This window comes from Massilia sp. TSP1-1-2, assembly GCF_049896185.1.
GTDB lineage: Bacteria > Pseudomonadota > Gammaproteobacteria > Burkholderiales > Burkholderiaceae_D > Telluria_A.
In genome coordinates this window covers 62,265-82,467 of sequence record NZ_JAFCTU010000025.1, presented here as the reverse complement: position 1 = coordinate 82,467, position 20,203 = coordinate 62,265, and the positions used below count along the sequence as shown (strand labels likewise).

General features: G+C 63.7%; 19 protein-coding genes. 9 read left to right on the top strand and 10 right to left on the bottom strand.

Going from position 1 to position 20,203, the window contains the following annotated elements:
- Positions 1-377 precede the first annotated feature (377 nt).
- From ACP7BV_RS19695 to ACP7BV_RS19670, 6 genes are read left to right on the top strand one after another with little or no spacing between them, the layout of a single operon-like run.
- The gene (locus tag ACP7BV_RS19695) at positions 378-1,412 is read left to right on the top strand and encodes an endonuclease/exonuclease/phosphatase family protein (RefSeq protein WP_426106207.1); all 1,035 of its coding nucleotides are present in this window, start codon (positions 378-380) and stop codon (positions 1,410-1,412) included.
- 47 nt (positions 1,413-1,459) lie between these two features.
- Positions 1,460-2,098, top strand: a complete 639-nt coding sequence (locus tag ACP7BV_RS19690) for a TetR/AcrR family transcriptional regulator (protein WP_426106206.1) — start codon at positions 1,460-1,462, stop codon at positions 2,096-2,098.
- Positions 2,095-3,096, top strand: coding sequence for an HlyD family secretion protein (locus tag ACP7BV_RS19685; protein WP_426106204.1), 1,002 nt, complete (start codon positions 2,095-2,097; stop codon positions 3,094-3,096). Before ACP7BV_RS19690 ends, ACP7BV_RS19685 begins: the two co-directional genes overlap by 4 nt.
- Complete coding sequence (locus ACP7BV_RS19680) at positions 3,093-4,028, top strand: ABC transporter ATP-binding protein (protein WP_426106203.1); 936 nt, start codon at positions 3,093-3,095, stop codon at positions 4,026-4,028. Before ACP7BV_RS19685 ends, ACP7BV_RS19680 begins: the two co-directional genes overlap by 4 nt.
- Positions 4,025-5,149, top strand: coding sequence for an ABC transporter permease (locus ACP7BV_RS19675; protein ID WP_426106202.1), 1,125 nt, complete (start codon positions 4,025-4,027; stop codon positions 5,147-5,149). The genes ACP7BV_RS19680 and ACP7BV_RS19675 overlap by 4 nt, the downstream gene beginning before the upstream one ends.
- 52 nt (positions 5,150-5,201) lie before the next feature.
- Positions 5,202-6,002: a ferritin-like domain-containing protein gene (locus ACP7BV_RS19670; protein WP_426106213.1), complete on the top strand. Its 801-nt coding sequence runs from the start codon at positions 5,202-5,204 to the stop codon at positions 6,000-6,002.
- Positions 6,003-6,237: 235 nt separating this feature from the next.
- Here the strand turns inward: ACP7BV_RS19670 and ACP7BV_RS19665 are convergent, their stop codons facing one another.
- Positions 6,238-6,957, bottom strand: coding sequence for a GNAT family N-acetyltransferase (locus ACP7BV_RS19665; RefSeq protein ID WP_426106201.1), 720 nt, complete (start codon positions 6,955-6,957; stop codon positions 6,238-6,240).
- A 314-nt stretch (positions 6,958-7,271) separates the two neighbouring features.
- On the opposite strand from ACP7BV_RS19665, the gene ACP7BV_RS19660 reads away from it, so the two are divergent.
- Positions 7,272-8,624 carry a right-handed parallel beta-helix repeat-containing protein gene (locus ACP7BV_RS19660; protein ID WP_426106199.1) on the top strand — a complete coding sequence of 451 codons (1,353 nt, stop codon included), beginning with the start codon at positions 7,272-7,274 and terminating at the stop codon, positions 8,622-8,624.
- A gap of 77 nt (positions 8,625-8,701) precedes the next feature.
- Here ACP7BV_RS19660 and ACP7BV_RS19655 read toward each other — a convergent pair whose 3' ends face one another.
- The 4 genes from ACP7BV_RS19655 to ACP7BV_RS19640 form a co-directional block, all read right to left on the bottom strand.
- The gene (locus ACP7BV_RS19655) at positions 8,702-9,160 is read right to left on the bottom strand and encodes a tetratricopeptide repeat protein (protein WP_426106198.1); all 459 of its coding nucleotides are present in this window, start codon (positions 9,158-9,160) and stop codon (positions 8,702-8,704) included.
- Positions 9,161-9,313: 153 nt separating this feature from the next.
- On the bottom strand, positions 9,314-9,538 hold the full coding sequence (locus tag ACP7BV_RS19650) for a hypothetical protein (RefSeq protein WP_426106196.1): 225 nt from the start codon (positions 9,536-9,538) through the stop codon (positions 9,314-9,316).
- The gene (locus ACP7BV_RS19645; protein WP_426106195.1) at positions 9,531-9,773 is read right to left on the bottom strand and encodes a hypothetical protein; all 243 of its coding nucleotides are present in this window, start codon (positions 9,771-9,773) and stop codon (positions 9,531-9,533) included. Before ACP7BV_RS19645 ends, ACP7BV_RS19650 begins: the two co-directional genes overlap by 8 nt.
- A gap of 156 nt (positions 9,774-9,929) precedes the next feature.
- Complete coding sequence (locus ACP7BV_RS19640; RefSeq protein WP_426106193.1) at positions 9,930-10,334, bottom strand: DUF4124 domain-containing protein; 405 nt, start codon at positions 10,332-10,334, stop codon at positions 9,930-9,932.
- 277 nt (positions 10,335-10,611) lie between these two features.
- Here ACP7BV_RS19640 and ACP7BV_RS19635 point away from each other — a divergent pair, with 277 nt between their 5' ends.
- Complete coding sequence (locus ACP7BV_RS19635) at positions 10,612-12,879, top strand: hybrid sensor histidine kinase/response regulator (protein ID WP_426106192.1); 2,268 nt, start codon at positions 10,612-10,614, stop codon at positions 12,877-12,879.
- Between the two features lie 117 nt (positions 12,880-12,996).
- Entirely contained in the window at positions 12,997-14,166 is a 1,170-nt protein-coding gene (locus tag ACP7BV_RS19630) for a hypothetical protein (protein ID WP_426106190.1), read from the top strand.
- Positions 14,167-14,419: 253 nt separating this feature from the next.
- On the opposite strand, the gene ACP7BV_RS19625 is transcribed toward ACP7BV_RS19630, so the two are convergent.
- From ACP7BV_RS19625 to ACP7BV_RS19605, 5 genes are all read right to left on the bottom strand, one after another.
- Positions 14,420-14,776, bottom strand: coding sequence for a hypothetical protein (locus ACP7BV_RS19625; RefSeq protein WP_426106189.1), 357 nt, complete (start codon positions 14,774-14,776; stop codon positions 14,420-14,422).
- Positions 14,777-14,860: 84 nt separating this feature from the next.
- Positions 14,861-16,993: an EAL domain-containing protein gene (locus ACP7BV_RS19620; protein WP_426106187.1), complete on the bottom strand. Its 2,133-nt coding sequence runs from the start codon at positions 16,991-16,993 to the stop codon at positions 14,861-14,863.
- 191 nt (positions 16,994-17,184) lie between these two features.
- On the bottom strand, positions 17,185-17,475 hold the full coding sequence (locus ACP7BV_RS19615; protein ID WP_426106186.1) for a DUF5985 family protein: 291 nt from the start codon (positions 17,473-17,475) through the stop codon (positions 17,185-17,187).
- A gap of 121 nt (positions 17,476-17,596) precedes the next feature.
- Positions 17,597-18,097: a hypothetical protein gene (locus ACP7BV_RS19610; RefSeq protein ID WP_426106185.1), complete on the bottom strand. Its 501-nt coding sequence runs from the start codon at positions 18,095-18,097 to the stop codon at positions 17,597-17,599.
- Between the two features lie 201 nt (positions 18,098-18,298).
- Positions 18,299-20,077 (bottom strand): PHA/PHB synthase family protein, encoded by a 1,779-nt coding sequence (locus ACP7BV_RS19605; RefSeq protein WP_426106184.1) that lies wholly within the window; start codon positions 20,075-20,077, stop codon positions 18,299-18,301.
- Between the last annotated feature and the right edge of the window lie 126 nt (positions 20,078-20,203).

Here is a 20,203-nt window from a genome sequence, read left to right as displayed (position 1 = left end):
AAATTCCACCACAACAACCAAGATCAGGACATAATTTTTTCAAAAAACACACCCGACAAGTAGTCTGACACAGGGGGAGCTTGACAGCGCGCTTTGTGCGCAGAGCGCGCACCACTGGGCGCGTTGCCCCTTGGCGCACGGGGGACCAGCAGGCTTGCGGGCAAAGCTGGCCTGGGTGTGTTCCGGAATATCTGAAGGGCTACTTTCCTAAGATAGCAAAGGGTATGCTGTTGATACCGAGGGAGCCCGCGTTGCGCCGAACAAAAAGGCCATATTGTTCGGTACAACACCTGTGCGAAGTGGCGCAATCTCCCTTTAACCATGATCGAGGAGTCCGTGCTTGTCACGGGCTTGTCTCACGCTCCAGGGAAGACTTCATGAAATTATCAATAGCCAGCTTCAACACCGAAAACCTCATCACCGCCGGCATTCCAATCTACGGCGAAAAGCATCCGCACTTCACGCCCGAGCAGTACCGCCTCAAGACCGAATGGATCCGCAACCAGTTGCTGAAAATGAACGCCGATATCATCGGCTTTCAAGAAGTGTTCGAGGAACGCGCCCTGCGCGACTGCCTGACGGGCACGCCGATGTCGGACTGGCATCTGTTCGTCGCCAATCCGACCGGCGCCTTGCCGGTCAATGCGATCCTGAGCCGGTATCCGATCAAGGAAGCGGCCGTGGTCGACGCCATGCCGTCTCCCTTCCAGTTTTTCGACGACCGCCCGACCAGCGCCGCGCTGGACAGTGAACCTGTGGCCATCCCGATGGAGCGCTTTTCGCGCGGGGTGTTGACGGCGACGATTGCGTTCGGCGACCAGCTCACGCTCTGCGTAATGGTACTGCATTTGAAATCCAAGCGACCCATCCTCGCGCGCGGCGTCGGGCGTGACGAGGCCGACTTGCCGGAACTGGCGCGCGGCAGCGTGCGCTCGCTGATTCGGCGCGGCATTGAAGCATGCGGCGTGCGCCAGCTGTTGAGCGACATGCTGGCGCGCGACGAGACCGTGCCGATCTGCGTGCTTGGCGACCTGAACGACAGCGACAGCGCCGTCACCAGCAGCGTGATTTTGGGCGAAGAGCCGCGCCGCGGTTTGCCCCAGGATGAAAAGCTGCGCCGCTGGAAGCAAGTCCTGCAAAACTGCCGCGACGTGCAAGCGCGGAAAAGCCTGGAAAATTTCCACTACACGTACATTCATAACGGTCACTACGAAAGCCTGGACAATATTTTTGTCAGCAACCACTTTGCCGACGCCAATGTGCAGCGCATCGGCAAGGTGGTGGACGTGCGCCTGTTTAACGACCATGTGATCGACTCGGCCAATTCGATGGATCGCAAGCCCATGCATGTGACCGACCACGGGCAGGTGCTTGTCAACATCGATATCGGACCGAGCCAGTACCGGCAGTGATGCAATAATCAGCATGGGTGGTTATTATACGGGCGTATAATAACCGCATGAATCGCCCATCCAAACAGGTAGATGCGCAGCTGATCGCTTCCGGCCTGGCATTGTTGCCCCAGACCGGGTGCGGCGGCCTGTCCGTTCGCAAACTGGTGGAACACGCCGGCGTGAACCTCGGCATGTTCCATTACCACTTTAAAAACAAGGACAACTTCATCCGCATCTTGCTCGATCAGATGTACGAGGGGATGTTTCTTGAATTGCAGTTGCAAACCGCAGCCCGGGGTGACGCCGTGGCCAGCCTGCGCGCCGCCATCACCGTGCTGGGCCGCTTTGTGCTCAAGCACCGGGCCATGCTGGGCATGCTGCTGGCCGAAGCGGCGCGCGGTGAACCGGTTCCGCTCGCGTTCCTGCGCAACAATGCGCCGCGCCACGTGCACGTGCTGCTCAAGCTGGTGCGCCAGGGCCAGGCCGACGGCAACATCATTGGCCTTCCCGTGCAGCAGTTGCTTCCTTTTATTGCGGGTGGCGTCATCGCGCCTATGCTTGCCGGCAACGCCGCCGAACGCAGTGGCGCCATCGATGCCGGCATGGCCGCGCTGGTCGATGTTGCCTTGCTGTCGGAGCAGGCGCTGCTGCAGCGGATTGAACTTTCGCTGCGCGCCATCACTCTCATTAAGGAGGCGCCATGAAGCGACGTCGATTACTGCCGTCAATGCTGTTCCCGTTTGCCCTGTTCCCGCTTGCCCTGTGCGCGCTCTCTTCCGCCTGCAGCCCGGCTGTCGAGACGAGTTTCCCGGGCTATGCCGAAGGCGAATACGTACGCCTCGGCGCGCCGCTGGCCGGCACGCTGGTGCGCGTCCATGTCAAGACGGGCGAGAGCGCAATTGCCGGGGCACCTGCGTACGTACTGGAGCAGGGCAGCGAAACGGCCGCCCGGCTCGAAGCGGCAAGCCGCGTGCAACGCGCCGAGGCTTTGCTGGCGGACTTGCGCAAGGGCGCGCGCAGCGACGAAGTGGCGGCCATTGCAGCGGACCTGCACGGCGCCGAAGCTGCGCTTGCGCTCTCGCGCGCCAACCTGGAGCGCGACCGCAAACTGGTCAACGAAAGCTTCATTTCGCGCGCGCGGATCGACCAAAGTTCGGCCGCCGTGGCCGCCGACCGCGCTCGCGTGGAGCAGGCTGCGGCGCGCCTGCGCACCGCGCAAACGAGCGCGCGCAGCGACCAGGTAACCGCCGCCCAAAAGGAAGTGGAAGCGGCGCGCGCGCAACTGGCCCAGGCCCAATGGCGGCTGGACCAAAAGGCGCAGTCGTTCCCCACTGCAGGCCTGGTCAGTGACGTCTATTACCGGGTCGGCGAATGGGTGAGCGCCGGCGCTCCCGTGCTGGCCATTCTGCCGCCTGCCAACATCAAGGCCCGTTTTTTCATTCCTGAAGCGCGCCTCGGGCAGCTCAAGGTGGGGCAGGGCGCCACCATTGCCTGCGACGGCTGCGCCGCGCCCATCAAGGCGCGCATCAGCTTTATCGCACCGCAGGCGGAGTTCACGTCGCCGCTCATCTACAGCAAGGAAAACCGCTCCACGCTCGTTTTCATGGCGGAGGCCACGCCCGATGTCAGAGAGGCGGGCATGCTCCATCCCGGCCAGCCGCTGACAGTCACCCCGGGGCCGATGCAGGGGTCGCTGCCGTGAGCGGCGACGTCATCATCGACGTGCGCGGCCTGACCAAGTCCTATGACGGGCGCATCGTCGTCGACCATGTCGACATGCGCGTTGAGCGCGGCCGCATCTACGGCTTCCTGGGCCCGAACGGCAGCGGCAAGACCACCACTATCCGCATGCTGTGCGGCCTGCTCACGCCCGACGCGGGCGAGGGCACCTGCCTGGGCTACGACATCCGCACCCAGGCGCGCCAGATCAAGCGCCAGGTCGGCTACATGACGCAAAAGTTCGGCCTGTACGAAGACTTGAGCATTGAAGAGAACCTGGATTTTTTTGCGCGCGTGTACGGCGTTCCCCGGCGCGGCGAACGGATCACCGCCACGCTCGAACGGCTTGGCCTGCAATCGCGGCGCAAGCAGCTGGCCGGCGCGCTGTCGGGCGGCTGGAAACAGCGCCTGGCGCTGGCCGCATGCCTGATCCATGATCCGCAATTGCTGCTGCTCGATGAACCCACCGCCGGCGTCGACCCGGCCGCGCGGCGCGACTTCTGGGACGAGATCCATACCCTGGCCGCCGGCGGCATGACGGTCTTGGTCTCGACCCACTACATGGATGAAGCGGAGCGCTGCCACCAGCTGGCCTACATCGCCTACGGCAAGCTGCTCGCGCGCGGCAGCGTGGCCGAGGTGGTGGCCGGGGCGGCCTTGCTGACCTGGTCTGTCAGCGGTCCTGACCTGAACCACGCCGCCACGCTGCTGCGCAGCGCACCGTCAATCCGTACCGTCGCGCCTTTTGGGGCCACGCTGCATGTCAGCGCCGACAGCGCGCAGGCAATGGCTTACGCGATGGCGCAACCGGCGCTTTCCGCGCTGCATGCCTCGCCCATTCCCACCAGCCTGGAAGACGTGTTCATCGCGCTGATGCAGAACGCGCGCGACAATGTGGAAGAGATCAGGCCATGAGCTGGCAGCGTTTGCTCGCCGTGCTGCTGAAAGAACTGCGCCAGGTGCGGCGCGACCGCCTGACGTTCGGCATGATGGTCGGGATCCCGATCCTGCAACTGATCCTGTTCGGCTTCGCCATCAATGGCGACGTGCGCAAGCTGCCGCTAGCGGTGCACGACGCCGATCACAGCACGTTTTCGCGCGGCTTCATTGCGGCGCTCGAAACGTCGCAGTACTTTCGCGTCGCGCACCAGATCGGCGGCTCGGCCGAAGGGGACGCGCTGCTGGCGCGCGGCGAGGTGCAGTTCGTCCTTATCGTGCCGGCCGATTTTTCGCGCAAGCTGGTGCGGGGCGAGCGGCCCGCGATGCTGCTGGCCGCCGACGCCACCGATCCGGCCGCCACCGGCAATGCGCTGGCCAATCTGAACGCCATTGCCGCGCGCGCGATCGGGCGCGACCTGACCGGGCCACTGGCGCACCTGCGGCCCCAGGAGGCGCCGTACGAGATTCGCAGCCAGCGCCGCTACAACCCGGAGGGCCTTACGCGCTACAACATCGTCCCTGGCCTGATGGGCGTGATCCTGACCATGACGATGGTGATGATGACGGCGCTGGCCATGACGCGCGAGCGCGAGCGCGGCACCATGGAAAACTTGCTGGCCACGCCCGTCTCGCCGCTGGAAGTCATGGTCGGCAAAATCGTGCCGTACATCGGCATCGGCTACGTGCAGGTGGCGGTGATCCTGGCGGCGGCGGTGCTGCTGTTCGACGTGCCGGTGGTGGGCAGCCTGTGGCTGCTCTCGGCGGTGCTGGTGCTGTTCATTGCGGCCAACCTGGCCATCGGCTTCACGTTCTCGACCATCGCGCGCAACCAGCTGCAGGCAATGCAGCTGACGTTTTTCTTCTTCCTGCCGTCGATGCTGCTGACGGGCTTCATGTTTCCGTTTCGCGGCATGCCTGCCTGGGCTCAGGTCATCGGCGAAGCGCTGCCGCTCACGCACTTCCTGCGCGTGGTGCGAGGCATTATGTTGAAGGGTAATACGCTGGCCGAGATCCTGCCCCAGGTCTGGCCGATTGCCCTGTTCGCGCTGTTGGCAACAATGGTGGCGCTGCGCCGTTTCCGCCAAACGCTGGACTGAGTGTCCCTGGGCGGATTTGGTACACTCCTTCCTTTTTACGCAGGCTTTCATGATGGCTGGACTACCCGAGCTGCGCGCAAGCGCGCTGCAATGCTTGCTGTTGAGCGACCCGGGCGCCAAGACTGCGGCCATTGCCTCCATGGCCGCCGCCTACAACAGCGAAGGCTGGGATCTGTACGCCAGCGCCGCCATCGACGCCGCCGGGACCATTCCCGGCCGTCCCGAGCGCCCGCTGCTGGTGCCCCCGCGCCTGGTCGGCCGGCGCTCGATGGTCACCGCAGAAGGGCGGGCAATGCTGGTCCACGCGCTCGCGCACATCGAGTTTAACGCGACCAACCTGGCTCTCGATGCGCTCTGGCGCTTCCCGGACATGCCCGCCGACTACTACACCGACTGGTTGCGCGTGGCAAAAGAGGAGGCGATCCATTTTTCGCTGCTCACAGCCCACCTGCAGGTGCTCGGCTTTGCCTACGGCGACTTTCCCGCGCATGACAGCTTGTGGGAGATGGTCGAAAAAACCCGGGGCGACGTCCTGGCCCGCATGGCGCTGGTGCCGCGCACGCTCGAGGCGCGCGGACTCGATGCCATTCCGCCGCTGCGCGCCAAGCTGGCCCAGGCCGGCGATATGGCCGCTGCCGTCATCCTGGACCGCATATTTGCCGACGAGATCGGGCACGTTGAAATCGGCAATCGCTGGTATCGATACCTGTGCGAGCAACGCGGCCTCGAGCCGCGCGCCGCCTATGCGACCCTGGCCGCGCGCTACGAAGCGCCGGTATTGAAGGGCCCTTTTAACTTCGAGGCGCGCCGCCAGGCCGGGTTTACCGAAACGGAGCTGGCAGACCTGGGGTGATGGAGAGTTTCAAAGTCTGCACAACATCGTCCTCGCGTACGCGAGGACGATGTTGTGCTGCTGCGCCGTCGTCCCTTCTGCTACAGCCTCGTTCGAGAGGACGATGTAGTGCTGCTGTACTATCGCTCCTTTTCAACTGCCTTGAACGCCGGGGCGATGTAGTGCTGCTGCACATTCTTCCTTATTGCCCCGTGCCGTGATCGTGGGCCGTTTGCGCACCGGCACTGCGAAGTGGCTAAGCGATCCGAATTTTGACTGAGTGCAGTTCGCGCGTGGGCACGAAGCCGAGATTTTCGTACAGCGCCCAGGCGCGCTTGTTGCTCGCGCTGACGTGCAGATAGGGGGTTCGCCCTTCGGCCAGGATCATGCCGCTCAGTTGCCGGATCAGGTGGGCCGCGTGGCCCATGCCGCGGTGCGCCGGGTGCGTGACGACGGCGCTGATTTCGCGGTAGCCGGTGCTGGCCAGGCGCTGACCGGCCATCGCCGCCAGCCCGTGGGGCGTGTGCACACCGATGTAGTGCCCCAGCGCAGCCGTGCGTGGGCGAAAAAATTCAGGATAGGCAAGGGCGGTCAAGTCCAGCATGGCGCCAATATCGGCCTCGCCCAGCGCCACGGCCGGCGTTTGGCACGGCGCGCCCGGGGCGCGCCTGGCGTCGTAGACCATTTGCAGTACCTGGAACGCGCTCTCGAGCTTCCAGCCCGCGGCAAGGGCCGGCGCGACGCCCAAAAAATACACGATTTCGCCCCTGTGCATGCAATCGAGCGCGCCAAGGTCCGCGCCCGCATGCTCGACGGCGCAAAACGGCGCAACATCGGGCGCGAATCGCAACAGCGGGCCGCACGCGTGCGCGAAGCCAGCGTGACTTGTCGTCAGTGAACTCCACATCGGATTGGCGAGCGTCCCGTGCATGGGTGCCTTGGTGTGAAAATTGGACGATGGTAAGCGAGCGGCCATGGCGATGGCTCGCCTTGATGATGCAATATGCCCGACAGCCGTGTTCGGTGAACTAAATGACCTGCTCGCTTGTCTAGAGTAAGGTTGGGCAGCCATGCCGCCTTGTTTCACGCGTCCTCATCCCAGGCATGGCGCCACGTTGCACTCTTCGCTGACCGGCAACGCTGCTGTGCGCAGCGGCCGGGGTTTTTCTCGTTTCGACAGCTTGCCCGAGCCTGTGGCTCATGGGCCCGCGCATTCTCGCGCCTGTCGCTTAACCAGCACGGCGCGCGCCCGGCAAGCCCGGCCACGCCTCACACTTTCAGGAGTTTGTCATGAAAAACATATTGATGCTGTTTTGTTTGCCCGCCCTGCTCACCGCATGCGGCGGCGGCAAGGGCGGTGCGCCAGCGGTGAACGATGCGGCGCCGGTGGTGGCGGCAACGCTGGAATCATCCGATTCCGAAGCGGCGCCCCTCGACCAGCCGGAAGGCGAACCGGTGACCGAAGCGGTGGACAGCGACGCCGTTCAGGATGCTCCCGTCGACTTCACGGTGCGCAACTATTTTCCAGAAGGATCCGGTGTAGCGCCGCTAACCGACGATGCGGGCGCAAGCGCAAGCCTGGATCCGCAAGCGGCAGGCTCGCTGCAGTTGCTGTACGTGTCGCCGGCCGGCTCGGACAGCAATCCCGGCACCATCGAGCGCCCGTTCAGGTCGCTCATCCGCGCGGCAAAGGCCAGCCGCGCCGGCGGCAAGGTCCTGGTGGCCCCCGGCGTCTATGAAGGCGGCTTTCGCACCAATGCCAGCGGCGCACCCGGCGCGCGCATTCTGTTCCTGTCGACCAGAAAGTGGGGTGCGAAAATCATTCCGTCAGAAAACTCCCCCAACAAGACCGCGTGGGACAATCGGGGCAGCCATGTCGATATCGTCGGTTTCGAGATCGATGGCAGTGCCTACCAGCGCGGCAAGAAATGGGTGCACGGCATTTACAACGGCGGCTCCTACGTGGCCATCCGCAACAACCACGTCCACCATATCGCCCAGACGGCCGCGTGCACGCATGCCGGCGGCGCAGCGATCGGGGTCGACAGCTATTACGGCGGGGTGAAGGGCGACGTCATTTCCAACCTGGTGCACGATATTGGCCCCGCCGGTTGCCGCTTCGTACAGGGAATTTATGTCAGCACGTCGGGCCGGGTCCAGAACAATGTAATCTACCGCGTGGCCGAAGGCGGCATCCACCTGTGGCATGACGCGAATAACGTCATCATTACCAACAATACGGTGACGCAGTCGAACACGGGCATCATCATTGGCGGGGGCAATTACTACCATTCGTCCGGGCCGAACGACCATACGGCGGTGTACAGCAACATTGTCTACGATAACAAAATGGGGATTTCGGAGCAGGGCCAAACGGGACGCAACAATACTTACCGCAACAACCTGGTGTACCAGAACGCGCGCTACGACTGGCGCCTGCAAAACGGGCTGTCGCACACGGGCACCGTCAGCGCCGCGCCCTTGTTTCTGGACAATTCACGCAGCAGCGACCCCAGCCTGAAGCTGAGTGCCGACTCGCCCGCCGTCGGTCATGCCACGCCCGAGTATGCGGAAAGCATCGACTTCGCCGGCCGCCCGCGCGATGCCAGCGCAGGCTATGACATCGGCGCCTTGCAACACTAGCGGCGCGGCGGGCGTGTGCGACCAGTTGCATTGCCGGTTTGCGGCTGAAGTCCCGACAGAGCGCAAGAGCGACGCCCTCAGCGCCAGAAATGCCAGATCTTGCGCGCCGTTTCCGGCGGCCCGTTGGCATCGAGATAGTCGAGGTATTTCGGGTCTTCGTCGTCGAACAAGTCTTCGCCGCCGCCCACAAAGGCACGGTTGAGCTCATCGATGGCGCGCGCGTAATCGCCTAGTTCGAACTGGCACTGGCCGAGCCGCATGTGCAGGAAAGGAATGCCGATACCGCCAGGGCAATGCATGACGGTGGACAGATTGTCGACGCCCGCTTCGTAGTCGCGGCCCAGGAAATTGGCGTCGCCGACCGCCGCCAGAATCCAGGTAGCCGCCTCGCAATCGATTTTCGGTTCCGGGAGCAAGTCCCAGGCTTGCCAGTACAGGCCGAGGGCGTCGGGAAAGCGGTCCTTGTCGGCGTGGGTGTCGCCAAGGGCGCATAGGCGGTCGATCTCCGCCTGTAGTTCAGTGCTAATCGGTGGCATGTGTAAGCGTTTATCCAGACAGTCTCGTCAGCTTGCGCCGGGCGCAAGCTTGGTCAATATTTAACATTCGAGCAGCCTACCACACCAGCCAGCGCGTCTGTTTCAATCGTGCATCGCTATCTGGACCGGCTGCACCATATTGGTGGCGCGCCGCTACGCCTTGGGCGCGGCCGGGATTGCGCTGTGCAGGCGTTGCTGGAGCAAGGCCACGACCGCCGCTTCCTCGGGTTGCAGCGCCGGCAAGTCCTCGACCAGTTCCTGCTCGGTACGCACGCGCGAGGCTTCAAGGATGGTGCCGTCGAGATAAGCGTCAATGACGGCGGGATGCACGTAGCATTTGCGGCAGATCGACGGCGTGCTGCCGAGCCGCTCAGCCACCGATTCGATGGCGCACGATATTTTTCTTCGCCCGGGTGTCGGAATCCCATATCTCGAACTCGCGCAGCGCGAGCGCGGCCAGAACGGTGCCCGAACAGGTGAGGACATCCTTGGCCGTGCGCAGCGTGATGCCGGCGCTGCTGTCGTTCACGTAGCGCAAGCGAGCCGACTTGGCGGCGGCAGGTGCATCGGCTAGCGCCAGCGGCGCAGTGGGAGCGGGCAAATCGCGCGTCATGGTTGAGCGTGCTTCATTCGGTACCCCACGCGCATTGCTGCAATACCGAAATAGTACGCTCGTTGAAGCGGTCCCGATGCCCGATTTGCGCGTAGGTTGGCAACAGTGTTGGGGACAGTGTTCGGGGCAATCCGTGCGGTGTTGGCTGCGCCGGTGTTACTGCAGGCCGGCAAGGCGCTGCGAGCGCAAGGTTTGGCTTGCATTGTCGAATAATTGCATGTTGGCCCGCGCCGCGCGCAGGGTGCTCATGTCGAGCGACAGGCTGCGTGCCGGCGTGGTGCTTTTGATGAGCGTGGCGTAACGGGCCGGCAAGCGCGTGGCGGCAAAGCGTTCGGTGGCGATCGCGCGCGACTGCGTGGCGGCCTGGCGCTGCGGTTCGGCCTCGTCCGGGGCGCTGATGATCTTCACGGCTTGCGAGTCGCCAGGGCACAGGGCGTCGGTCAGGGTAACGTGACCGGCTTCGGTGACGCATTTCTTGATGTCGGTGCCAACTGCAAACGCGCTTGATGCGAACACCATGCCGGCGAGGAAGATGGCGCGAGTGCTTGCTTGGCGTTTCATGGTCGTGCTCCTTGTCAGTAATTGAATCCAGTTTGGTCGATAGCGGAAGCCTTATCTGTTCGTTACCACACCGTGTTGTTTTTATATCGTCGGGATGTGATCGACGAACGCACGTGAGCACGCCAATATCAAGGGCGTACATGCAATTTCGCTGCGGTTGAAGCGCACAGCTGGCATGGAAAAAACGTCGCACCCGTGCGCGCACTTTTTTTCTGATGCTTGTACACTTGGTTACATTGTTGTGACCAATACTTACGCTGCGGCGAACCCCATTGCCATGCATATACGCGCTTATTTGTTGATATTGGCTGCCGGGATACTGATCCCGGCGCTGTTGCTGTCCGGTCTGGCTTTTCGGATGTTGCAGCAGGCCGAACAGCGTGCCGCGCTGGGCGCGCTGGGCGAGAGCGCCAACGGTGTTGCGCTGCTGGTCGACCGCGAACTGTACAGCGCCGAGGCTGCACTGCGGGTGTTGGCGGCCTCGCCTTCGCTGGCCGCGCGCGACGACCGCGCCTATTATGAGCAAGCAAAACGCGTGCATGCGGGCGACGATGGATGGAGTCTCTTGCTCGACGCCGACGGTCAGGCGCTGGTCAATACGGCCGTGCCGTTCGGCACGCCGTTCGGCACGCCGTTCGGCACGCCGTTCGGCACGCCGCTCGGCGCCATGCTGGACCAAGCCAGCACGCGCGCGATGATCAAGGCAGGCAGAACCGTTGTGTCGGACCTGTTGCCGGCCGGGGTGGACGGCAAGCGCAGCACGACCATGTCTTTACCGGTGACGCTGGCCAATGGCAATAGTTACGTGCTCGTCAAAGCGTTTTCGACCGACCACTTCGTCGCGCTGCTCAACAGCAGCACCGCGCCGCCCGGCTCGCTGCTGGCGATCATTGACGGGCAGGGCGCGTTCATCGCCCGCAACCTCAACGCGCACGCCATGGTGGGCGCGCTGGCGCGGCCCGAGCTGGTCAGCGCCGCTGCGCAGTCCCGGCGCGGCGGCCTCGAGCATGCCTCGCTCGAAGGGACGCGCGTGTTCGACGTGTTCACCCACCCGTCGATGTCGGGCTGGGCGGTGGCGGTGGCAGCGCCCGTCGCGCTGCTTGGGCGCTGTTCGCGCGATGCTTCTGTGGTGGCTGCCATGGGCCTGTTGGCCGCCACGCTGGTGGCCGTCGCGCTGGCCGGCTGGTTCGGGCGCAGGCACGTGCGTTCCATCAAGCGCGCGGTGCAGGCCGCCATCGGGCTGGGCAAGGGCGTCCAGCCTGCCGTGGTGCGTTCGCGCGTGATTGAATTGAACGAATTGCATGCCGCCCTGCAGGCAGCGGGCGAACAATTGCTGCAAGCGCATGCGTTTCGCCAGCATGCCGATTCCGAGCGCCAGTCGCTGCTCGAAGGCGAGCAACAAGCGCGCTTGGTGGCCGAGCAGCAAAACAGCGCAAAGGACCAGTTTCTCGCCATGCTGGGACATGAATTGCGCAATCCCTTGGCGCCGATTAGCACCGCCGCGCAACTGCTCAAGTTGCAAACGCCGGACGCGGCGCGCGTGCGCTACGCCAGCGACGTGATTGCGCGCCAGGTTGATCACATGAACAGTCTGCCGGGGGACTTGCTTGACGTATCGCGCGTCACGCGCGGGCTGGTGGTCCTAAACATGGAACCTGTCGAGCTGGGCCCCGTGATCGAACGCGCCCTGGAACAAACGGGCGAACTGGTGCTTGAGAAAAAACAGTCGCTGGTGCTCGACATGCCCCGTACGCCCATGTTGGTGCGCGGTGACAAGACGCGGCTGATCCAGATCTTTACCAACCTGATCAACAATGCCGCCAAGTACTCGCCCCCTGGCGGACAGATCGGCGTCAAGGTGCGCGCCGGCGACGGCGAGCTGAGCGTGGTGGTGACGGACAATGGCGAGGGTATTGCGCAGGACTTGTTGCCCCGCATTTTTGACCTGTTTTCACAGGGGGAACGCGCGCCCGACCGTTCGCCGGGCGGGCTTGGGCTGGGCCTGGCGCTGGTGCAAAGCCTGGTCAGGATGCGTGGCGGCAGCGTCACCGCCTGCAGCGCCGGTGCGGGGCAGGGCAGCACGTTTGCGGTGGTGTTGCCCTACAGCGTGCAGGCGGCGCCCGCCAGGACCGCCGCTGCGAGCACCGGGCCGGTTGCGCGTACCGCACCGGGGCATCTGGCGATCATGATCGTCGACGACAACATCGACGGCGCCATCAGCCTGTCGCTGTTCCTGGAAGACGCGGGCGGACACCGCGTGTCGACCTATTACGACGCCGGCACGGCGCTCGGCAGTGCGGCGGCAGAGTCGCCCGATGTGTTCATCCTGGACATTGGCCTGCCCGACATTACCGGATACGAGCTGGCGCGGCGGCTGCGCTCCATGCCGCAATGCAAGGATGCGCTGTACATCGCGCTGACCGGCTACGGGCAGGCAAAAGACAAGAAGCTGGCGTTCGAGGCCGGGTTCGACCACCATGTTTCGAAGCCGGCCGACCCGCAAGCCATTTTGAGCTTGCTGGGGGAAGTGCGGCGGCACGCCTGAACGGCCCGCGATTTGTTACCATGTCGGCATTCGAATCCGCCACCCTTGCCCACCATGCCCAAAAACAAGCGCCCCGTTCCCCGCAAATCCGCCACGTCCCCCGGCGAGGATGATGATGTGCAAGCACAGGCACTGGCTGACATGGCGCTGCTGCTGGCCGAGCGCGAGCACGCCGACGAGGAAGAAGACGCCGCCGCACTGCACCTGAAGGAAGACGAATTCGCCAAGCTGCTGCGCAACGCCTTGCGCAAAAAAAATGACGAGGTGTTGTACGGCGCCGTGGAGCGCGCGCGCGACGCCGACGTCGGCGCCTACCAGTACCTGCGCAGCCGCATTGAAGAAGCGAGCGCCACGCTCTTGCTGCACAAGGAAGGCGCGCCGGCCATGGAAATCAATGCCTTTGCGGTGCCGCTGTTCGTGCACAGCACGGGCGGCCTGAAGGAGGGGGAAGGTTTCCAGGACGGCGACGCGTTCGACGCGCTGGTAGCCAGCTTCAAGCAGGCGGGGCTGGAAAGCCCGGACGCGCGCGTGGTCATGATCAGCCACGCCTACGATGCCGACGAGGCCGACCGCATCACCTACAGCCACCTGAACGAAATGGCGCGCGACGCGGCCGCAAGTATGACCGAGAAGAAACTGGTGGCGCGCCCGGCCCTTGAACGCAGCATGTCGGGCTGGTCGCCGACCAGCTTTGGCGAGGGCGACAAGGCGGTCGAGCTGCGCTTTTTGCTCGGTTTTGCGCTGAAGCGGGCCGACGATCCTTTTTACCAGGCGCCCGACGAGGAAGCGGCGGCCGACGCGTTTTTCGACGCCCGCATGGCGCGTTACCGGGCCTGGACCGAACAGGCCGCGCCGCTGGTGCGGCGCGTGCTCGCTGCCGACCCGGACAGCCTTGCCGTGCATTTCCTGTACCAGGACTTGTTTTTCGGCGCCCGCGAACAAGGGATGGATGAACTGGCGATGCTGCGCATGATGGCCGAGCTGGGCGCGGCGCTGGCGCAGCAGGCCGGTCCCGCGCGCGCTATCGTGGGGCCGGCCGACGTGGACGACGCGATGGTGTTGCGGGTATGCCTGATCGGCGAGGGCGGCGTGCTGCTGGCGACGTCGGACAAGGCGCTCGACCTGGCGGCCGACTTGCAGGACGAGGTCGATGATGTGTGCGACGCGCTGGGCACGCTGGGGGTGCAGGAAGTGTCGGTGGCGATGAAATTCGACAAGGATGGCAAGGCGCGCGATGAGCGGGCGTACGTCGGCGGCAGCGCCGAAGGTACCGTGGACAGCAACTAAGCAGACAGGCGCTTGCCGGGTAGCGCTGCTATGGCGGGAGGCCCCGAGCAGAGGGTAGACAGGCGCTTGCGGCGTAGCGCTGTTATGACCGGCGGCCCGAGCCGAGGGTAGGTCGGAAAAGGGCAACGCCCGCATTCCGACAAGCGCCGCCGACAGCGCCCCTTGATTGGCAAGCTACAAAAGACGCGCTTTCCCAGCCAGCACCCTCAAACGCCGTCTCCCTCGCCTGCGACGGGCGCTCACGCAACCCATCTCACGGCGTCCCCGACTTCGCCAACAACGCCCACGCCACCGAGATCACCACCATGCCCGTCAGCGTCACGCACGCGCTGGTAAAAAACCACGCCGACAGCATACTGCCCCGGGTCGCATGTTCAAACAGGCACCCCAGCGCAAAACCGGCCAGCGTCAAGAACGACCAGCGCCGCAAGTAAGTCGGCAGGTAACGGCTCATGGTGCGGTTGTGCTGCCCGGCCGCATTGCGTTCGTACAAATTGCGCGCGGCGTTCAGGTCGCGAAACATCCAGTCAAAGAACAGGAAGCGGTACCACAGCGTCAGGAACGGCAACTGCGCGCCGGGGGCGTCGTCGGGTTGGTCGCAACGTGGCATCGGTCAGCTCCGCGTGGGTGGCAAACATGGCAAAAGGTTCGGTCCAACTATACCGAACCCGGCAACATTACGCCGCGCTTGACGTCACATCGCCAGCGGTCGGGGTTTTCCGATGCAGTATCCTTGCGCAAAATCGACGCCGATGGTGCGCAGGCTGACGAGAATTGCCGGGTTGCTGACGTACTCGGCGATTGTCTTGCGGCCCATCATGTGGCTGATGTCGTTGGTAAAACGCACCATTTCAAAGTCGACCTTGCTCGACGCCATACTCTGAATGAAGGAACCATCGATCTTGATGAACTCCACCGGCAACTGTTTGATGTAGGAAAACGAGGTCATGCCGGTGCCGAAATCATCCAGCGAAAAACGGCAGCCGCGCGCCGACAGCGCTTCAATGAAGGCGATGGTTTTTTGCATGTTGGCAATGGCGCCGTTCTCGGTGATTTCAAAGCAGAGTTTGTCCGCCGGTACCGGCGAGGCGTCGATCAGGTCGGCGGCAAACTTGTGGAAGCTGGGGTCGCCCAGGGAACGGCGCGACAGGTTGATGCTGCACATGTCGAGCTGCTCGGTGTGTTCCGGGCGCGCCGCCAGCCATTGCAAGGTGCGTTCGAGTACCCAGCGGTCGATCTTGAGGATCACGTCGTAGCGCTCGGCGGCCGGCAAAAAGCTGCCCGGACCGACGGGCCCGGCGCGGCCATTGCGCAAGCGCAGCAGGATTTCATAGTGCTTCATGCCTTTGCCGTCATCGTCCAGCGCCATGATGGGCTGGTGGTAGAGTTGCAGCTGCTCGTTCTGGAACGCGTGCGTCAGGCGCGTGACCCAGTGCATGTCGCTGCGCCGCTGCGCGAAGTCCAGATCGCCGTGATAGTGGGTGTAGACGCGGTTGCGGCCGCGCTCCTTGGCAATGTAGCAGGCGTGGTCGGCCCGGCGCAGCGCGTCTTCAACGCAGCCGGTGCTGCTGTCGATGGGCGTGAGCCCGATCGACACGCCAAGCTGGAACAGCTGGCCCCTGCAGACGTAGCGGAAGTTGCGCGTCACCTCGAGGATTTTGTGCGCCACGCGCAGCGCCTCGTCAATGTCGCAGTGCTCGACAATGAGGGCGAATTCGTCGCCGCCGATGCGCGCCAGCGTGTCGCGTTCGCGCACGTGCTCGCAGTACATGCCGGCCAGCTGTTTGAGCAGCTCGTCTCCGGCCGAATGGCCGCAGGTGTCGTTGACAATCTTGAACTGGTCGAGGTCCTTGTACAACAGCGCCGCATTGCCGCCGCCGGGATGGCGCGCGCGTTCCAGCGAGCGCGCCAGGCGCGTTTCGAATTCGCGCCGGTTGACCAAACCGGTGAGAGCGTCGTGACTGGCTTCAAAGCCGAGCCGGCGCATCAAGCGCTTTGATTCGGTGACGTCGTGGAAAATGAACACAGCGCCAAGCAGCGTGCCGTCAGACAAGGTTACCGGCGCGACCGCGCTCTCGACCGAATAGCGCTGTCCCTCGCGGCTGACCATGGTCGGGTGCGGCAGGCCGGCGATCATGTGCCGTTCGCCAAGGCAGCGCTTCAGGGCCTCGACGATCAGGTCGGCGCCGCCCGCTTCCTCGAACTGCAGCACCTGGCAAAAGGTGCTGGCGCGCGCCTCGTCGTCGGCCACGCCCGTCATGCGCGCGGCGGCCGGGTTGACCGAGGTGATATGGCCGCTGCGGTTTGTGGTGATGACGCCGTCGGTAATGGCGGCCAGGGTGACGAGTGCGCGTTCCTTTTCGCTGGCGGCGCTCAGCTCGGCAAGCTTGAGGTTGCTGACATCATGAATGACGGCCACGGCAATGCGCGCCACGCCGTCGCTGTCGGTGATGGAAGCCGTGGTGACGGCAAAATGCAGGCGCGTTCCGTCGCCGCGTTCGTAGAGCAGTTCTTCGGTCGAGGTGGCCTCATGGTTCAACAAGGTGCGCGCCAACGGCAGGTTTTCGGGCGCGATGCGCTCGCCATGGGCGTCGATGAAATTGTAGTGGTCGTAATCGCGGTAACTGCCGACGTCGTCGACGCTGCGTCCAAGCAAGATTGCGGCGGCGTGATTTTGGTAGGTCAGCTTGCCGGAGGGCGCTTCGGCCAGCACCACCCCGGAGGGCAGCTGCTCAAGGATGTTGGCAAAGCGGGCGCGCTCCTTGGTCAGCTGGGCCAGCAGTTCTTCTTTTTCCAGCTCGGCCGCCTTGAGGCTGTCGATGGCCACGCAGGCACCCATTGCGCAGGCCGGAATACTGACAATTGCCTGGCCTGCAGGCCGGCGTCTCGCGTGACTGCCCGGATGGGGAATCAAACTCCTTCCAAGCGGCAGTGACATTCACATTGAAATTGACATTGACATTGACATTGACATTGAGAGTGTTTGGCCTGAGGGTTTGCTGCATTTCCATTGCTGGGCTATTCCTTTTGGTAGATCAGGCCAAACAGCAGCAGGATGACCGCGATCAGCGCGGCCGCGAGGCGCCAAGGCGGCAGGTACACATCGGGAATGATCGCCTTGTCGAGGGTGAGCGGGATATTGTTGACCGTCATGGCGGCAAAACACAGGCCGCTCCAGAACAACAGGCGGTGGCCGGTGCGCCGGTAGCTGGCCAGCAGCAGCCAAGCGCAGGCAAGCGAGGTCAGCGTGCATAGAAGGACAATGTGACGGGCATCAGGCGTCCTTTCGCCATTTGAAGGCGTCGGCAAATTGTTGCGCCTTGCGATCGAGGCTGGCGCGGATAAGGTGGGTGATCTCGACCAGCTGGCGGGCGTACAGTTCGGCCAGGGCATCGACGGTATGGCGCAGGCCCTCGGACGTGGGCTGATATCAGTAGCAGTAGCTGCCAGCCTGGCTGCAAGCGGCGTGGCTGGAACCAGGGTGGCTGGAACCAGGGTGGTCGGGAAAAGTTTGGCCGGAGCCAGCTTGGTTGGAGGAATTTTCTCCCGGAATAGGGTAGCCGGAAGAAGCTTCGCCGGAAGTGGTATGGCCGAGGGATGCTTGGCCGGGAGATGCCTGGCCGGAAATCGTGTGGCCCGAAGACGCTTGACCGGATGTAGTATCGCTGGAGGTCGTGTGGCCGGAAAAAGCTTGGTTGTTAAAACCTTGTACCGAATAGGCATGGCCGGATGCAGCATGGCCGGTAGAATCCTCGCTGGTACCTTCTTGGCTAAAACCAGCTTGGCCGGAAGTAACTTGACCCCAAGACGTGTCGCTGAACGCGCCGTTGGAGGACCGGTGCGCGGCGATCATGCCGCTGCCGCACAGATAGGCCATCAGCGCGTGCGCGGTTTTCGTGCTGATGTACGAGTCGTCCGGCCAGCCCCGCATCGCTCCACAACTCGGCCTCGGTCGCGCGTAGCAGCAGCAAGGCTTCCAGGTGCGGCACGGATCGGTGGCTGGTCAGTACGAAGCGGCGTATGTCTGCGGGAATTGGTCGCGGCGCCATGACAGGAACTTCCGGTTGCAAGGCAAGGGGGAATTATTTTATGCGATTCCAAAATGCAATGCCATCTCCTATCGTGCGCGCCTTCAGCGTTCAAGGACATAGGTGCCGGGGGCAGGGCACAGGCCGCGAACGACCGCCCGCGCCGGTACGTCAGGCCCGGGCACTACGCGTTCGAACCAGCGCAGCCATTCTTCCCACCACGACCCGTCATGCTCCTGCGCCGTCTCGATCCAGCGGTCGGGGTCGGTGTAGCAGCCGCCGCGCTGTTGCAGTGCGGAATAGTAGTGGCGCCCCTTGTGCCCCGGTTCGCTGACGATGCCGGCGTTGTGCCCGCCGCTGGTGAGTACGAACTGCACTTCGGACGACGGCATCAGGTGAATTTTGTGTACCGACCGCCACGGCGAAACATGGTCGGTCATGGTGGCCACCGCGAAAATCGGCAGGCGGATATCGGACAGCGCCGCCGGACGCCCGTCGACATGGTAGCGGCCCGAGAACAGGTCATTGTTGAGGAACAGCTTGCGCAGGTAGTCGCTGTGCATGCGGTAGGGCATGCGCGTGGCGTCGGCGTTCCATGCCATCAGATCGGTCATGGGCGCGCGCCGCCCCAGCAAATACTGGTTGACCGCCAGCGACCATACCAGGTCGTTGCTGCGCAGCAGGCGGAAAGCGCCGGCCATCTGCCGGTTGTCGAGGTAACCCTGCTGCCACATCAAGTCTTCAAGCCAGGCGATCTGGCTTTCGTCGATGAACAGCATCAACTCGCCCGCTTCGCTGAAGTCGACCTGGGCCGCCAGCAGCGTCATGGACTTGAACAGGCCGCTCTTGTCACAGCCCATGGCGGCGGTGGCGATCGCGAGCAGCGTTCCGCCCAGGCAGTAGCCAACCGCGTTGATGGCCTGATCGGGCACGATGGCGTGCACCTGATCCACGGCCGCCATGACGCCGTCGCGCAGGTAGTCTTCCATGCCCACGTCGCGGTCTGCTGCGGTCGGGTTGTGCCAGGAAATCATGAATACGGTGTGTCCGCGCCCAACCAGATAGCGCACCAGGGAATTGTGCGCAGACAAGTCGAGGATGTAGTACTTCATGATCCAGGCTGGCACGATCAGCAAAGGCTCTGCGCGCACGGTGTCGGTGGCGGGCGCATATTGGATCAGCTCGATCAGGCGATTGCGGAACACGACTCGACCGGGCGTGGCCGCAACTTCGATCCCGGGGCGGTAGGCCTCGGACCCGGCTGGTGCAGCGTTGCTGAGCCGGCGCTGGTTGTCTTCGGCCAAGTTGATTGCGCCGCGCACGAAATTGGCGCCCCCTTCGGCCAGCGCCGCGGCCGAGACGTCCGGATTGGTGGCGATGAAATTGACTGGCGAGAACAGGTCAAGCAGCTGGCGGGCCGAGAATGAGACCACTTGTTCGTGATGCCGCGTGACACCGTCGATGCCGGTGGTAGCGTTGTACCACCACTGCTGATTAAGCAGGAAGGCTTGCTGCATCAGGTTGTACGGCCACTGCTGCCATGCGGGACCGCGAAAGCGTCGGTCCTGCGGCAGCGGCTCGATGACCGGCTCAGTGTTGCCCAACGCGGCGCGGGCGGCGTAGCCGAGCCAGCGTAAATCCTTGTTGATCGCCTTTTCGACCAGCAAGCCCCACTTGCCGGGTGACTGTGCCAAGTGCATGCCCCAGTCAAGCCAGGCGAGCGCGAGGCTGGTGGGCGAAATGCCCTGCGTGAACTGGCCCATCATGGCGTGCAGCATGCGGTCAATATTGGTGGGCGGCTCGGGCGGCTCATGGTAGAGCACGGCAAAGTCAGTTCGCTTTTGCAAGTCTTTCCTGCGGTCCTGCCCGACGTGTAGGGACATGGCGCGGCTCCTGCTGTCAGTGAAACGCCAGCTTCTTACGCGTGTCAAATTGGGGCTTGATCGGCGTCAAACGTGTGCCGCTGGTGTGGGGTTTGGCTTACTGTAGATTGCTGGTGTAGCGGCGAT